At 47.9% G+C, this 15,306-nt stretch carries 15 protein-coding genes and 1 pseudogene; 2 read left to right on the forward strand and 14 right to left on the reverse strand.

Going from position 1 to position 15,306, the window contains the following annotated elements; translation table 11 throughout:
- Positions 1–5 precede the first annotated feature (5 nt).
- From OIN60_RS10495 to OIN60_RS10535, 9 genes and pseudogenes are all read right to left on the reverse strand, one after another.
- A complete protein-coding gene (locus tag OIN60_RS10495) occupies positions 6–995 on the reverse strand; it encodes an ABC transporter substrate-binding protein (RefSeq protein ID WP_305755519.1) in 990 nt (329 codons plus the stop codon).
- A 224-nt stretch (positions 996–1,219) separates the two neighbouring features.
- Positions 1,220–3,133 (reverse strand): threonine--tRNA ligase, encoded by a 1,914-nt coding sequence (gene thrS, locus OIN60_RS10500; RefSeq protein WP_305754821.1) that lies wholly within the window; start codon positions 3,131–3,133, stop codon positions 1,220–1,222.
- Between the two features lie 402 nt (positions 3,134–3,535).
- Positions 3,536–3,937 carry an NUDIX hydrolase gene (locus tag OIN60_RS10505; RefSeq protein ID WP_305754822.1) on the reverse strand — a complete coding sequence of 134 codons (402 nt, stop codon included), beginning with the start codon at positions 3,935–3,937 and terminating at the stop codon, positions 3,536–3,538.
- Entirely contained in the window at positions 3,921–4,430 is a 510-nt protein-coding gene (locus tag OIN60_RS10510; RefSeq protein WP_305755520.1) for a DMT family transporter, read from the reverse strand. Before OIN60_RS10510 ends, OIN60_RS10505 begins: the two co-directional genes overlap by 17 nt.
- 36 nt (positions 4,431–4,466) lie before the next feature.
- A complete protein-coding gene (locus OIN60_RS10515) occupies positions 4,467–5,153 on the reverse strand; it encodes a Crp/Fnr family transcriptional regulator (RefSeq protein WP_305754823.1) in 687 nt (228 codons plus the stop codon).
- A gap of 44 nt (positions 5,154–5,197) precedes the next feature.
- Entirely contained in the window at positions 5,198–5,623 is a 426-nt protein-coding gene (locus tag OIN60_RS10520; RefSeq protein WP_305754824.1) for a DMT family transporter, read from the reverse strand.
- Positions 5,624–5,853: 230 nt separating this feature from the next.
- Positions 5,854–7,560: an alkaline phosphatase family protein gene (locus OIN60_RS10525; RefSeq protein WP_305754825.1), complete on the reverse strand. Its 1,707-nt coding sequence runs from the start codon at positions 7,558–7,560 to the stop codon at positions 5,854–5,856.
- Positions 7,561–7,639: 79 nt separating this feature from the next.
- Positions 7,640–7,744: pseudogene (locus tag OIN60_RS10530) on the reverse strand (GNAT family N-acetyltransferase); the annotation flags it as partial.
- 77 nt (positions 7,745–7,821) lie between these two features.
- Positions 7,822–8,811, reverse strand: coding sequence for a hypothetical protein (locus OIN60_RS10535; RefSeq protein ID WP_305754826.1), 990 nt, complete (start codon positions 8,809–8,811; stop codon positions 7,822–7,824).
- A 218-nt stretch (positions 8,812–9,029) separates the two neighbouring features.
- On the opposite strand from OIN60_RS10535, the gene OIN60_RS10540 reads away from it, so the two are divergent.
- Complete coding sequence (locus OIN60_RS10540; protein ID WP_305754827.1) at positions 9,030–9,998, forward strand: cation diffusion facilitator family transporter; 969 nt, start codon at positions 9,030–9,032, stop codon at positions 9,996–9,998.
- 31 nt (positions 9,999–10,029) lie between these two features.
- Here OIN60_RS10540 and OIN60_RS10545 read toward each other — a convergent pair whose 3' ends face one another.
- Positions 10,030–10,917, reverse strand: a complete 888-nt coding sequence (locus OIN60_RS10545; protein ID WP_305754828.1) for a GNAT family N-acetyltransferase — start codon at positions 10,915–10,917, stop codon at positions 10,030–10,032.
- Positions 10,918–11,129: 212 nt separating this feature from the next.
- Between OIN60_RS10545 and OIN60_RS10550 the strand changes: the two genes are divergently transcribed.
- Positions 11,130–11,687, forward strand: a complete 558-nt coding sequence (locus tag OIN60_RS10550; RefSeq protein ID WP_305754829.1) for a hypothetical protein — start codon at positions 11,130–11,132, stop codon at positions 11,685–11,687.
- A gap of 163 nt (positions 11,688–11,850) precedes the next feature.
- Here OIN60_RS10550 and OIN60_RS10555 read toward each other — a convergent pair whose 3' ends face one another.
- The 4 genes from OIN60_RS10555 to OIN60_RS10570 all read right to left on the reverse strand — a co-directional run bounded on the left by OIN60_RS10555 (position 11,851) and on the right by OIN60_RS10570 (position 15,226).
- Positions 11,851–12,570, reverse strand: a complete 720-nt coding sequence (locus OIN60_RS10555; protein WP_305754830.1) for a YebC/PmpR family DNA-binding transcriptional regulator — start codon at positions 12,568–12,570, stop codon at positions 11,851–11,853.
- Between the two features lie 206 nt (positions 12,571–12,776).
- Complete coding sequence (gene glpX / locus OIN60_RS10560; RefSeq protein ID WP_305754831.1) at positions 12,777–13,754, reverse strand: class II fructose-bisphosphatase; 978 nt, start codon at positions 13,752–13,754, stop codon at positions 12,777–12,779.
- A gap of 31 nt (positions 13,755–13,785) precedes the next feature.
- Entirely contained in the window at positions 13,786–14,598 is an 813-nt protein-coding gene (locus OIN60_RS10565; protein WP_305754832.1) for a pyruvate, water dikinase regulatory protein, read from the reverse strand.
- A gap of 13 nt (positions 14,599–14,611) precedes the next feature.
- Positions 14,612–15,226, reverse strand: coding sequence for a helix-turn-helix transcriptional regulator (locus OIN60_RS10570; protein WP_305755521.1), 615 nt, complete (start codon positions 15,224–15,226; stop codon positions 14,612–14,614).
- Positions 15,227–15,306: the final 80 nt, after the last annotated feature.

The following is a 15,306-nucleotide window of genomic DNA, read 5'->3' on the forward strand; positions in this document are numbered from 1 at the left end:
GCCAATTATTTATTCAATTGAAAATGCTCATAAAGCTGGTCAAGCATCAGGTTAGCGGCCAGTGGACCTCCACCCATATTCCAAACCACTTCATCAATCGTGTACACCTGGCCGGCTTTTACCGAATCAAGGTTTTTCCACAGCGGATGATTTGTCCATTCCTCATAGTTTTTCTGAACCGCTTCTTCACTGCCCGGGTCCGACAGGAACACAAAGCTTACATCAGCATTCATGCTTGGTATGCTTTCTTTATCAGTCAGTCTGATAACGACTGTTCCTTTATCGGCTTCCTCCTGCAAATAATCAGAACGTACAAAGCCAAGCTCATCGAGAATATCCCCAGCAAAGCCTGTTACATAAATGCGGGCATGGTCTGCTCTGAAGTTAAGGACGGATACTTCAATCGGCCATTTGTCTCCCAGCTTGGCGCTGATTTTCTCTTTAAAATCAGCTGCTCTTTCGTCCCATTGGGTCAGAAGTGTCTTCGCTTCTTTTTCTTTATTCAACGCTTTTCCCATTAAATCGACGGTTTCCTTGAACTTATACACCGTTTCATGGGTGACGGTCGGTGCGATCTGTGATAACTGCTCATAGATTTCTTCGTGACGAGTTTTCGAAGCAATAATCAGATCCGGTTTAAGCTTTGCAATTTCCTCCAGATTCGGCTGCGTTTCCTCACCCACAACAGCAACCCCGTCAAGATCATCACGGATGTATGTATAAAATGGCTGCTCAAGCCAGGATTCCACAGCTCCAACTGGTTTTACCCCCAGAGCTATAGCAGCATCTGTCGCTCCCTGATATAAAGTGACAATTCTCTGCGGTGTGCCTTTAATCTCGGTTTTGCCCATCGCATGCTCAATCACCCGCACCTCTTCTTGCCCCACAGTTTGTTCCGCCGCCGCTGTCTGGCTTGCTTCGGAAGCTGTGTCTACCGGTTTATTTGACCCGCAGCCTGCAAGTACAAATACGATCATGAATATTGCAGCCAGCATAAATATACTTTTCTTTGCCTTCAACACTGGTCCCCTCTTCCTTTCTCTCTGCCCGAATATAACCACCAATAATAATGATATTGATTATCATTACCATCAAAATTTAGTTAATCATACCCTGCAGGCGTTGTCAATAAAATCCTGTTCTATAGTACATTAAAGGGGCGCCCCCAAAGGTCCATTGACCGGGGGCACCCCTTTTTCGAAGATTTATGCTGTTATTTTTATCTTCTTTCCTGTACTTGCTCACGCAAGAGATCTATCAACTGCTGCAACGACCTGGAGCCAAGGCCCCCTTCTCCCCTTTTTCGAATGGACACAGAGCCGCTCTGCCTCTCCTGCTCACCCAGCACCAGCATGTAAGGTACCTTTTCAAGCTGCGCTTCCCGTATTTTATAGCCAAGCTTTTCACTCCGCACATCTACCTCGACACGTAGCCCCGCTTGATCCAATGCCAATTTTACTTGGTATGCATATTCAGTATCCATGTCAGATACCGCCAGGATTTTCACCTGAACAGGGGCAAGCCACAACGGAAAGGCTCCGCTGTAATGCTCGGTTAGGATACCGATAAACCGGTCAATCGATCCGTAAACAGCCCGGTGAATAACGACAGGACGTTGTTTGGTGCCATTATTTCCGATGTAGATGAGGTCAAATTTGTCCGGCATCTGAAAATCAAGCTGGATCGTGCCGCACTGCCAGCTTCGTTTTAGCGCATCCAGGATGTGAAAATCAATTTTGGGACCATAAAACGCTCCGTCTCCCGGATTGATTCTATATTCGATCCCCCGTTGATCCAAGACATGCTGCAAGGCCTTTTCCGCCTGATCCCACAGCTCTTCCGAACCCATAAAGTCATCCGGCCTTGTGGATAGCTCAATTTTATATTCAAAGCCGAAGGTTTGGTATACATAATCAATCAGCTCGATCACACCGCTGATTTCTGCTTCGATCTGCTCAGGCAGCACGAACAAATGGGCGTCGTCCTGGCAGAAGGTCCGAACCCGCATCATACCGTTAAGGGCTCCCGAAAATTCATGACGGTGCACCTGACCAAATTCGAAAAGACGCATTGGCAGCTCTCTGTAAGAATGCAGACTGTTTTTGTAAATCAGCATGTGGCCTGGACAATTCATCGGCTTAAGGGCAAACTTGGTATCGTCCACATCCGTGAAATACATATTGTCTTTATAATGGTCCCAATGGCCGGATTGCTGCCACAGCCTGTTGTTCAGCATCAGCGGAGCCCGAACTTCAGTATAGCCACGCTGAATCTGCAATTCACGCGAGAAATTTTCAAGCTCATTGCGTATAGTCATGCCTTTGGGAAGATAGAACGGCATTCCGGGCGCTTCTTCGGAAAACATAAACAATCCAAGCTCTCTTCCGAGCTTCCGGTGATCCCGTTTCCTTGCTTCCTCCAGAAGCTTTAAATGTACAACAAGGTGGTTTTTCTTAGAAAAAGCTGTGCCATAAATACGTTGAAGCATTGGATTTTTGGAGTCTCCCCGCCAATAAGCGCCTGCTGTATGCAACAGCTTAAATGCTTTGATCATCCCTGTGGAAGGAAGGTGCGGCCCTCTGCACAAATCGATAAACTCGCCTTGCGAATAGAGGGTAATGACCGCATTCTCAGGTAAATCCCGGATCAGCTCTATTTTGTAGGTCTCTTCCCTCTCTTGAAACAGCTGCAGAGCTTCCTCACGGCTTACAATGCGACGTTCAAAAGGTAAGTTCTCGTGGATAATGCATTGCATCTCTTTTTCGATTTGGACAAGATCATCTACAGACAGCGGATTCTGTAAATCCATATCGTAATAAAAACCGTCGTCGATGACTGGGCCTATGCCGAGCTTCACCGCCATGTCTCCGTATACTCGCTTGACCGCCTGGGCCAGTACGTGCGCTGAGCTGTGCCTGTAAATCTCAATTCCTTCCTTGCTTTCGAGTGTGATAATTTCAACAACACCTTCCTGCTGCAGCGGTTGGTTAAGATCTACGAGTTGACCGTTTAATTTTCCGGCAACCGCCTGTTTCAGCAGACCTGCATTGATCGAAGCCGCCACCTGTCCCATTGTGGTGCCTTCCAGATACCTCCTCACCGCTCCATCCGGCAACATGATGTTAATCCCCATGACTACTCCTCCACTTCTTGAATTATGGTGAATGTGAACGCAAAAAAACGCAGCTGTCCTCAAGGGACGAGTGCGTTCTGCTCGTGGTTCCACCCTAATTCAACCTTGCTTGCGAGGCTTATGCAGTATGCGCAGAGCAGCAAGGTCCTTATTGGTATCCGGTATCGGGGATAATGCGGTGACGCTTATTGCTGTAGAACATATCCACAGGTTCAACGCCACGGCTGCAAAGGGGTAATTTCACATCCGGTTTCTGGAGAAGCTTTCAGCCTGAGCTTCTCTCTCTGGGCAGCTCGTGAAGGAAATCATGTCTTTGGTCAGTGCCGAACTATGATTTGTTGGTTATCTTACAAAATTAAGTAAGTGGGGTCAAGACCTGAAGTGAACTTTCTTTAGAAAAATTCACATCAATCGATTCTCCTGGTGTAGTTGATCAAAAATGATCTGGCTTACACGGGACACACGGTCACGATCCTGATAAGTCAGCCACACCAATTCGGCGATTTCCGAGTCTGGCTGTAGTTCCCCGCTGAATTCTGCGCTGTAGCAGCTCATTTTTACCGTGATACCTTCCGGCTTGCCATCCGCTTGTGCTGCAAAGGTTCCAACATAGGAGATGCTTTCTGGGAGAATGTGAACGGATAGTTCCTCCTTGATTTCCCGGATCAGCGTTTCTTCATCCGATTCGCCGGGCTCTCTTTTTCCCCCTGGCAAATAATACAACCCTTTCCCATGGGAACGTGCACCAAGCACCTGGCCGTTGCAAATGTAAATCCATGCAATTTTATCAATGATTTTGCTCATAGAGTTCACCTGCTCCAGAATTTTGAGGGTTTGAATTTTCTACGTTACGCAGCCGGAGACGGCCGCCTGATTTGAATATGAAAATGCCGCCAACGATGACGAGTACACCAACCAACTGATTGAAGGTAAATGGAACCTTGATCAGTCCCAGCCAGCCTTGAGTATCGAACCATAAGGCAAAGCCGAGCTGTGAGGCCATTACGATGGAAACGGCGTAGGTTGGGCCGAGCAGCTTGATTCCCTGTACGAGACATATCACGACGGCCACGCCTATCATGCCGCTGAACCAATACCAAAGCCGCATGCCGGACAGCTGAAACAGGCCTGCGCCTTCGAAGATAAGCCCCAATGTAAGCGAAGCTGCAAATCCCATTCCCAGCACCAAAGCGGTTGTTGCCCACAATCCCGCTTGGGAATTCACCTTGTTGTTAAAAATATTTTGCAGACCAACCAGTGAGCCTGCGATACATGCCCATACGATTCCTGACAGCATCATGAACCTCCCGTTTGCTGCCTGACTGCCTCTGCTTTACGGATTCGCAAGTGCGGTCAAGCCGTCTCGATCTTTGATAATGATAAAACCATTCTTTCGCTCAATCAGTCCCTTTTCACCAAGCTTTCGGATCACCCTGTTCAGATGCCGGTAGCTCGTTCCGATCAAATTCGCTATATCCGTTAAATTCAGGATGTTTAAACGGTCACAGCAGCCACACTCTGCCGGTTCAAAGGGAACAGACAGCAAATAGCTTGCCACTCTCACCTCCACCGGATGCATCAGATTGAAGCTCATGGAATGGGATTTGGTGAAAAACTTTCGGGTGATAATGTCCAATAAAAACTGCAGCAGCGGAGCATGATGGCTGCCGTATTTTCTCAACCAACGGTACCGAACCCCGATCATATACACAGGAGTTGCCGCTTCAACCGTGTTTATGAGCTCAATATCCCGTATATATTCAATGTCGCCAATGACCTCAAGTGCGGTTTTTAAAGAAATGACAAGTGTCTTCCCATCCTCTGAAGTGGTATAGATCTTGATTTGACCTTGAACAAGCACATATAAAAACTCGGAAACATCTCCCTGCGAGCAGATGATCTCCCCTTGTTCAAAGCTGTATAACGATAAATAGGGAGTCAGCTGTTCATTAAACACGGATTCCAATTGATAAGCCTGTAAAAAGTCGGTTAACTGCTCGCGTTCCCGGACTTCCTTCATGATCGATACTACACCGCCTTATTATCGCTTGCCTCTGGGTCGGGCTACATCTTGAGAATCATCACCCCTGCGATCATCACCCCTATGCCAATAAGCTGCGTCGAGCTCATCTTCAGCTTTTTTCCACCAAACCAGCCGTTGCTGTCGATGACGAAGGTTGTACATAGCTGGGTAATCAGCAGGGCAGCGATCGTAAAAGTGACCCCTATTTCCTGAATGGCACTAACGTTGCTGTAAATGATGATTGCCGCAAATGCTCCCCCTGTCAAGTATAGCGGCTTTACCTGTCTGAAGTTCCGCCAGGTTCTGTCGCGCAAGATCAGCAAAAGTAGCAGAGCCGTAATGAAGCCGGTCCACTGAGTAACAGCCGCAGCCTGCCACGTTCCTATGTCTTGGCCAATCCGTGCATTGGCGACTCCCTGCAGTGTGATAAAGGCCCCTGCTGCGGCTGCAAATAAAATACCTTTCATTCTGCCTCCCCCTTTTAAATTATTAAAAGACGGATGGCTGTTTTGAGGTAGGACATATGTCCTCGCGCGCTGAAGGATTATATGTTTCCGCCATCCCTCCGGCGGTCTCAACCGGGCATAAAACAAAACAGCCGGGTCACATTCCACAGCGACCGGCTGCTTTTCTTCATTTTCCTGCCTATATCTTAAAAACGCGGCAGATTGGAGAGATTGTTATTCGGATATAATCGCTAAAAATGAACATTGGACTGATCTTCACTGCTAATACTGCCGGATTGAGCGGCAATGGGATCGTCAATATTGAACGGGGGATGGTGAATTTCCTGCTTCTTATTCTGATCTGTCACAAGATCAATCAAGTAGGCTTTCAGATCGACAAGACGCAGCTTGGACGGCTTTCGGTCCGTTCCGGCAATAACCAGTGGGATCAGCGACTCCTCCAAACTTAGGGAGCCATGCGCTCCCCCTCCCTTATGCGTTGGGGAACTTCGGTCAACCAGCTCATATCCCGGTTTGGCTCCTACGATCAGAAAGCGGCCCTTGTGAGAATTCAAGGAACCGAGTATCCGCTGCAGGACATCCGGGTATTTCCCGTACCGGATTTCACGGGCGGTCTCATCCAACTGCAGATCCAGCATTTCCGTTCTCCCCTCGATCGTCCACTTCTGCTGATAAGCATCCGTCCATTCGCCCGCCGCTTTGAAACGCAGCTCCTGACCATTTTTCGCTACCACCATCCAGTCGTCTTCCTTCCATGCAACAAAATCCATCCGGGAATCCCCCACCAGCCGCTGTGCAATATCCCGCAAACTCAGCGTCCCCTTCAAACTGTATACATAGGCCATCGTTTCGTTAACGGCCAGTACGATTTCCGTATGCGCAGTTACCCTTTTCCCCGGATACAGCACATTGTATTCTTCAAGGAGCTCATGAAGATGAATGATAGGCCGATCTTGGGCCTGCCTAATTTGACTGACACCGCTGTCCCCTGAAATGACGAAAACCGCCCGCTCAAGCGCCTGCTCTGGTGAACCAAACACCTCCAGCACCGCTTGCAGCTTCTTGTCTGCCTCTATGGCCCCTTCCAGAACGGACGGACCTTTCTTATGCAGCAGCTTGTCCATACCCGGCATGTAAACATATAAAAAATCGGGGAGCCGATCCGTCCGGATTAAGTGCTTCAATGTTTCCACTGAATATGTATCGTTCAGCCCCAACCGGTGCAGGATGCTTTGTGGTGCCTGTATTTTCCCTCTTAGCGGGTTGGTTAAGGCTCCCAGACTGAACCATTCCGGTCCCTTGACTTGAATGTGGCCGGGCCATGAAGTGATCATACGCATCCAGAACGGAATCGTCATATTGTGCTGAACAGGACCACGGTATACGAGCCCATTAATAGAGCCGCAAGTGTATCCCAGATGTGATAATTCTTCATAAATCGTCGGCACTTCAGCATTCAGATACTCCCGATTTAACCGGATCACCGCATCCTCAAGCACGGATGGTATTCCTTGCCTCACCACCTCCATGGGTCCTGTCCCGTAATTGATCACCCGTTCGGAATCCTCATCATACCAGGCCAAGCCGGGCACGTAGTGTTGATCCGGGTAGGTTCCGGTCATCAGTGAGCTGTCAATCGTAACAGACATGGTGGGGAAGGATGTGACGACATCACGGTAATATTGGCCACGTTGAATCAAGAACTGCAAAGCAGGCAGCTTCTTCTGCGCAATGCCTTGATCAATGGCTGAAGCAAGCAGCGAATCAATCAAAATATAAATGACGCTCTTATTGGAGGCATGAGCGGATTTTATCGCATAGGCTGGAGGCTTCTTCTTTGACTGCCTGAACTGAAAAAGCAGTGTGCCCACTCCCAAGATCAGAATTGCAATCGATATGATGACCCACATCATTTCGTAAGGCCTTTGTGTCAGCAACCTGTTCACCCACCATTACTGTATTTGGATACCATTACTAGTGTGGTCTGGTTTGCCGTTAATTATCAGGATTGTTATATCATATATGCATCATCGACCACCCGCCGATATCCTTAAAGCCAAGTCTTTTATAAATGGCTCCTGCCACCGGATTTTCATAAAACAAGCAGAGTGTCCTGCCTTCGGCCAGCAGCAAAAAAATTTAAAGGGGCGCTCCCCTAGTCATTCAGACTTTGGGAGCGCCCCTGCAAACCGTTTTCCTTATTTAAATATGTTTACGATGATATCAGCCTGCTCCTGTGTGATAGTACCGTCAACTACGATACCCGCCAGGGCCGCTTTCAAATAGGCTTCGTTGCTTTTATCCAAACCGTTTTCAATGCTTTTTTGCTTGGCCTGGCTAAGAGCTATATAAATGGCATCCTGTTGAGCTTCTGTAATTTCCCCCTCACTTACGAGGTCACCCAGCGGATTAGGCACCTTGCCGCCAATCGGGAGGTACGGGTAGTTGGCTTTCACTTCTTCCGAGGTGTAATCCTCCAAATCCAAGCCGCTAATATCAAACAGCGCATGATCTCTGTCCTTCCGGTCATATTCATACACAAAGGAGCTATACAGCACCATCTTCCCATCCTTCTCCTCATGGATCTCAGACTTCACCGGCAGACCGGTTTGGGCATCCAAATAGGCGGTTTCGGTAGATTTGACCTTATACATGTTGCTTGGGGATGTTCCTTCATTAGACTCATAGGTTAGAATTACTTTTTTGAGCTTTTTTCCATCCACGGTTACTGTATCTGCATTTTTCCATTCCTCGGTTTGATACTGCTTTTCCATCAATTCATATAGTGGACCGCTTGGTGCGCTGTCTTCAGGAGCTACAGTTACTACAATTCCGTCCTCAACATTGCCTTGAGCATCCCACGCTACCTTGGCCGAGGTTGTTCCATTGTGAAGGGAGTAAAAACTCATTTCTTCCCCTGCAAAGTGTGCATCTGTTCTTTGATTGTAAGTGAGCGGATCTCCCCACGTTTCCTCATAGCCAAGAAGATCACCGTTTGCAGCGTAAATCGATTTTTTAACATAATGCAATAACAACGAATCGTTTTCCGCTACAGTATGATTTGCAACGACCGGACTAACTACAGCGGGCTTCACCGCCTGGTCGGCTGCGTTGGCTGCTACCAGTGCGGCAGTAGAGCCAAGGGCGACGGTGGTCATCACGGATGCGGCGATAAGTGCTTTTTTCATAATAAAATTTCTCCTTTGATTTCATTTTTTGGTGATACACCTGATCACCTTGATATCAGTTTAGTCGGCTGATGTAACATTCCATTGATCTGATGTATCCAGGTTGTAAACAGTTTGTATTGGATATTTTCAAAAGGCTTGCATCATTCAGAAAATGATTGTATGATGTTATTATAACAATATATGAGCAATTGTTCATGTGTTAGGAGGAGAATTTTATGACCCATTCCACTCATCAGCACCCTGCCCATGACCACCATGATCATGGACACAGCCACGGACATGCTCACGGGCATCATGACCACGCGCATGCCCACATGCCAAATAACAAAAAAGGCCTTGCGATTGCTTTGATCATCACAACAGGAATTATGTTTTTGGAGTTCTTCGGCGGCTTGATCACCAACAGTCTTGCTCTGCTGTCCGATTCGGGGCATATGCTTAGCGATGCCGGAGCGCTCGCTTTAAGTCTGGTTGCCATGTTCCTGTCGGCTAAAGCGCCGTCGGCCCAAAAATCCTACGGCTTTTACCGGTTCGAAATATTGGCCGCCCTGTTGAACGGTATCGCACTGTTTGTCATTGCCGGATTTATCATTTGGGAGGCTTATGAACGCTTTTTTGAACCTCCAACTGTAGCCAGCGGCTCCATGATGGCTATCGCTTTTATCGGGCTGCTTGCCAATCTGCTCAGTGCCTGGTTCTTAATGAGAAAAAGCGATGTGAAAGAGAATATCAATGTGCGTAGCGCCTATCTTCATGTTCTTGGTGACGCGCTCGGTTCTGTAGGTGCCATCGTGGCCGGACTGATTATGAGCCTGACCTCCTGGTATGTCGCTGATCCGATTATCAGCGTGCTTGTCGCCCTGCTCATTTTGAAAAGCGCCTGGGGTGTCATCAAAAATGCCGTTCATATCCTGATGGAGGGTACACCGGCAGGAATCGATTCAGCACAGGTACGCGAGACCTTGATGCAGGTAGATGGTGTCGTCGATGTGCATGATCTCCATATTTGGACTATCACTTCCGGACTAAACTCGTTGAGCTGCCACTTGGTGATTGAAGACAAGAAGGATCACCAGACCGTGCTGCAGGAGGCGGTTCGTCTGATCGAAGAAAAATTTAACATTGCCCACACCACTATTCAGGTGGAAAATGGACAGTTGCAGCACGGGGAGCTGAAAGTTTAATTGCAGCACAGGTGACTTTTTCAGGTGCAGATTAGAGCTGACGGCTCATCTGCATCTGTTCGGCATACACAGTAAAGCCGATTTGCTTCAGGATTGCCCCGGCCAAAGCACTCGCACGCTGCGGCAAATTAGGAACGATACGGTTAATATTTTCTTCAAAATTGCCAAACACATGACCTAGCATCCTATGTATCAGATATTCACTGTCAGGGTGGTCAGGGAGCGCTTCGCACTGGTACAACGTAGTGGAAATGTGCTCACCCTCCGGATTGAAAGCTTTACGGTAATAGGCATAACCCGCCGCTTCCCCCTGCTCGCTGCGGAGGATGACCGCCTCGCCTTCCTTTGCGCTCTGCCAGTGCGTTTGCCAGGGATGGGACATACGGTAGAAAGGCAGTTGTCCCGCATGAACAGGGAACGCTGCTTCTGCACTATATGTTCCGCTAGCCTGAATGATTGGATAGCTGTAGCCGGGAAGAGCGCCTTTCAGGGTTAAATACTCCAGTTGATCCACGATTCCATAACCAGCTCTCTTGTATAAGGCGATGGCGCTTTCATTTACAGTTAACGCTTCAAGGGTGGCCGTTTCTACTCCTTCTTCTTGCAAAAGTTCAAGGGCTGCGGACAGCAGCTTTCTGCCAACTCCTTTGCCTCTCATCGACTGCGCAACTCCCGTTCCGCCGTTCCAGGCGATTTTCCGGCCCTGAACGGTGCGCACACCATGCATGATGATCCCGACGGGCTGGTTGTCATCCAATGCGAGCAACGTAAGGGTTGGCGACAGGTCCTCTGCGACCATCCTTTTCAAAAATGCCTCTGGTGTGGTGGCAGCATTAACATAATACCCTTCAAAACCCTCGTTCCACGCCTGCACAGCTTCATCCAGGGTGCATGAGGTCATTTTTTCAATTCGGATCAACGCTTATTCCTCCCTCCGCTACTTAAGAGTATAACAAAAGAAGATAGCATCTACGATATGGGCTTAGGCAACTATCCTCTTGAAAATGGGCAATAAGTTATGGGATAGGATATAATTGGATATGGGATTTTGGTAAAACTCTAACTATCCAGAATCTGGAATATAATTATTTAGAAAAATCAAATTCGGCAGGGGAGTCGGAGAGGAAATTTATGTATCGGAATAATTTCAAAATAATTTTATTGTTGATGGTGCTGTTATTAGTTACAGCTTGCACTCAAAGAGAAGTTGTTCCAAGAACTATATCTGAACAACCTGTTCCAGAAAAAATAGTGGAAACAAATCAAAAAGATTATATAACCGGAAAAGAATTTCCAAATGATGACGATTTTGATGTGAGAGATTATAATTTTTTGTATGATGAAAAAGAAAACTCTATTGTTATAAATATATGGTATAAATTTGGACAAGTCCCTAAAAGGTACATTATTGACGGGCAGCATTCATACTATCTCTATCTAACTGTACCAGAAGACTTGAATAAATATTTTAAATCGCCAAATTCTGATGTGGTAAAAGGCGAAACTTTACTTGAAGAAGATAGTTCCTTGGAATATCAATCAGAATTTAAGATACCTTTAAAGGACCATGTCTCACCAAAACAAATTCAAACCATATTAAAGCAACACCAATTTTACACTATAACTCTTTTTGAGAATCCAGATGCACCAGCAAAAAAGATCATTAATGTTTTCGAAGGGCTAAAGTAAAAGTAAATTCCCGAGCTTTGTCAGCATACTGTTGGCAAGGCTTTTTGTATTTATAAATATATTCCTAAAAAACAAATAAGCTCACTTTTGTATAGTGATTTCATACAAAAAATGAGCTTATTAAAATGCCTTTATTAAAGCTGAGGACAGATGAATTCTTTGACTACTCTTCAAACTCCACATTATGATAAACCTGCTGCACATCCTCCAGATCCTCCAGAGAATCGATAAGCTTCTCAAATTGTGCCTGGGTATCCTCTGGCAACGTTACATACGTTTGTGGTAGCATCGTCAATTCCGCAACGGTAAACTCGTCAACGCCGGCGTTTTTCAACGCTTCCTGTACGGCATGGAATTGATCCGGCTCTGCGTATACGATTACAGCTTCGTCTTCCTCCAGCACATCACGCACGTCCACATCCGCTTCAAGCAAAACTTCGATGACTTCATCGACAGATTTTCCTTCCAGACCGATGATGGCCGTAGCGTCGAACATATAAGCAACCGAGCCGCTAACACCCATGTTGCCGCCGTTTTTGCTGAAAACAGAGCGTACTGCAGGCGCTGTGCGGTTCACGTTATTCGTCAGTGCGTCCACGATAATCATGGACCCGCTGGGACCAAACCCTTCATAACGGAGCTCTTCATAATTTTCATCCGCACTGCCTTTGGCCTTCTCAAGAGCGCGGTCAATAATCGCCTTCGGCACATTGTAGGTTTTGGCGCGTTCCAGAACTACCTTGAGGGCACGGTTGGATTCCGGATCCGGTTCTCCTTTTTTGGCCGCTACGTAGATTTCTACGCCGAATTTCGCATATACTTTGCTCGTATTAGCGTCCTTGGACGCCTTCTTTTCTTTAATATTATTCCATTTACGACCCATACTGTTCCGCTCTCTTTCTATATCGAATCTTGATTTAACATATCAAACATAACCTTTTATATTATAGCTCTTAAAATGGGCACGAACAAGTTCCATTGGGCTCACAGATGCTACACGCCGGTTATTTATGAGGCGCTTCCGCTTTCAATAAAAAGAAGCCGACCCCATTTCCGGTCGACCTCGTGTTTTAGCAGATTCATTTTTATTTAGAAGGAAACCGCTTGAGCCCATGTGCCAGCCTGCTCTTCCAGATGGTGGACACTACGCACAAAACGGACGGTTTTCGTTTCAGAGTACATCACAACCGAGTGGGTTTCCGCACGGCTTCCCGGAAGATGTCGTACACCCTGCAGGAAGTCTCCTGATGTTACGCCTGTTGCCACAAACAGCACACCTTGCCCGCCAACCATATCGTCCATGGTCAGCAGCCGCTTCGGATCAGCGATGCCCATCCGCTTGCAGCGCTCGATATCCTCGTCGGAATCGGGGAGCAGTCGGCCCTGGATATCTCCGCCCATGCACTTCAGCGCTGCAGCAGCAAGAACACCTTCCGGAGCGCCTCCCGAGCCTATATACAGATCAACACCGCTGTCTGCGCATGTATCGATGGCTGCCATGACATCGCCATGCCCGAGCAGCTTGATACGCACGCCCGATTGTCTCAGCACTTCAATAATGGAGCGATGACGGTCCCGGTCCAGAATGGAGACGGTCAGATCCGTTAAGGGACGGTCCAGCAGCAGTGCCGCTTTGGCAAGCGTCTGTTCGAGAGGATCATCGAGCGACAGCTTGCCTGCCAGCTTGGGACCGACGGCCAGCTTCTGCATATACATATCGGGAGCGTGAAGCAGACTTCCTTGGGGAGCTGCTGCAATAACCGAGATGGCATTATTCAGTCCTTTCGCGACGGTCTCTGTTCCCTCCAGCGGATCTACAGCAATATCCATCTTGGGTCCTTTGCGGTTACCGACTCTCTCTCCAATATAGAGCATGGGTGCTTCATCCATTTCGCCTTCGCCGATAACGACGGTGCCATCCATCGGAACCGTATTGAAATGGCTGCGAAGGGCGGTTGTGGCTGCATCATCAGCGTTGTTCTTATCTCCCCTGCCGATCCATTTTGCCGATGCCAATGCTGCCGCTTCCGTGATACGCACCAATTCCAAAGCCAGTTGACTCTCCATTGTTCATCCCTCCAGCTAAATGATGTTTTGTTTAGAGTATCTTCAAGTCGTTCAGAATCAGTCCTGCGGTTTCCTCGATCGCTTTATCCGTTACATCAATTACGGGACAGCCAAGCTCTCCGAAAATACGGCTGGCGTATGCAAGTTCTTCTTGAATTCGCTCAATTGAGGCATACTGCGCATTATTGGGCAACCCCATCACTTTGAGGCGCTCGCTGCGGATTTTTAGCAGATGCTCCGCGTTAATCGTCAGGCCGAATATTTTGCCCTCCAGCTTTTCATATAATTGGGCCGGGGGAGTAAGCTCGGGAACGAGCGGGTAATTGACTGTTTTGTAGCCTTTATGGGCCAGGAACATGGACAGCGGTGTTTTGGATATGCGGGATACACCAAGCAGGATAAGATCCGCCCTCAGGATCGCGCTGACATCCTTGCCGTCATCGTACTGCACGGCGAAATCCATCGCCTCCACCCTTCTGAAATACGGCTCATCCATGCGGTGAAGCAGACCGGGCTTCTCGAAAGGATCGTTATTGAACGTATCCGCAACCGCCTGCATCATCGGTCCCATCACATCCACCACACGCACATTTAAGCGTACCGATTCCTCCTTAATCGCTTCCCTCAGCTCCGGAAGAGCCAATGTATAGGCAACCAGGCCGCCTCGTTCCGCAACCTCCTCCATCATCTCCCTTAATTCCTCTTCGTCCCTGACATTCATGTAGCGTTTGATCTCCGTGTTCGGCAGATCGAACTGCCGCATCGTCGCCTGAACGACGGCCTCGGCAGTTTCTCCGATCGAGTCTGAGCATATCGCAATAAAGTGGCTAGACGACTGTATCATTCCATTCCTCCCGTTAATCCTCGGCAACCATGTCGAGCAGCATTTTAATAATATTGGTCTTCGTAATCCGGCCCACGACCTTCCAGTGCACGCCCGGTTCATCGGAGCCGGACGGTATGACAACCGGAAGACTGTCAATTTGATGAGCTATAATTTTTCGTGCCGCCTCCAGGATGGTATCCTCCGGGGATACGGTTACGACATTAGGCTGTCTGGTCATGATCATACTAACCGGTATAGTCCCAGCCGACGGATTCCCCAGCGTCACCTTCAGCAGATCCTTTCTGGAAGCTACTCCCGCCAGGTTCCCTTCCTCATCCGTTACGATCAGATTGCCGACGTTAGCGAGGAACAGCGACACAACTGCATCCTGGATGGTTGTCGTTTCTCTTACAATGACAGGAACGCTGTGTATCTCCCCAACCTTCTTCTGCAGCATCTTAAATTTTTCTTCCTGCTTCGGATTGCCCTTTTGCCCAAGGAAGTAGCCTACCTTCGGTTTGGCATCAATATATTTCAGAATCACGAGCTTCGACAGGTCCGAGCGCAGCGTCGGTCTGCTCACATTCAGCATCTCTGCGATTTGTTCACCTGTAATCGGGGCATGCTTTTGCACGATTTTAACGATTTCCGTTTGTCTTGGCGTTAATTCGATGTTGATCCCTCCGCTTTGTCTCCACTTTCCATGTCAAATTCCAACAATTGACT

It is taken from the genome of Paenibacillus zeirhizosphaerae, assembly GCF_030705605.1.
GTDB classification, from domain to species: Bacteria; Bacillota; Bacilli; order Paenibacillales; family Paenibacillaceae; genus Paenibacillus; species Paenibacillus zeirhizosphaerae.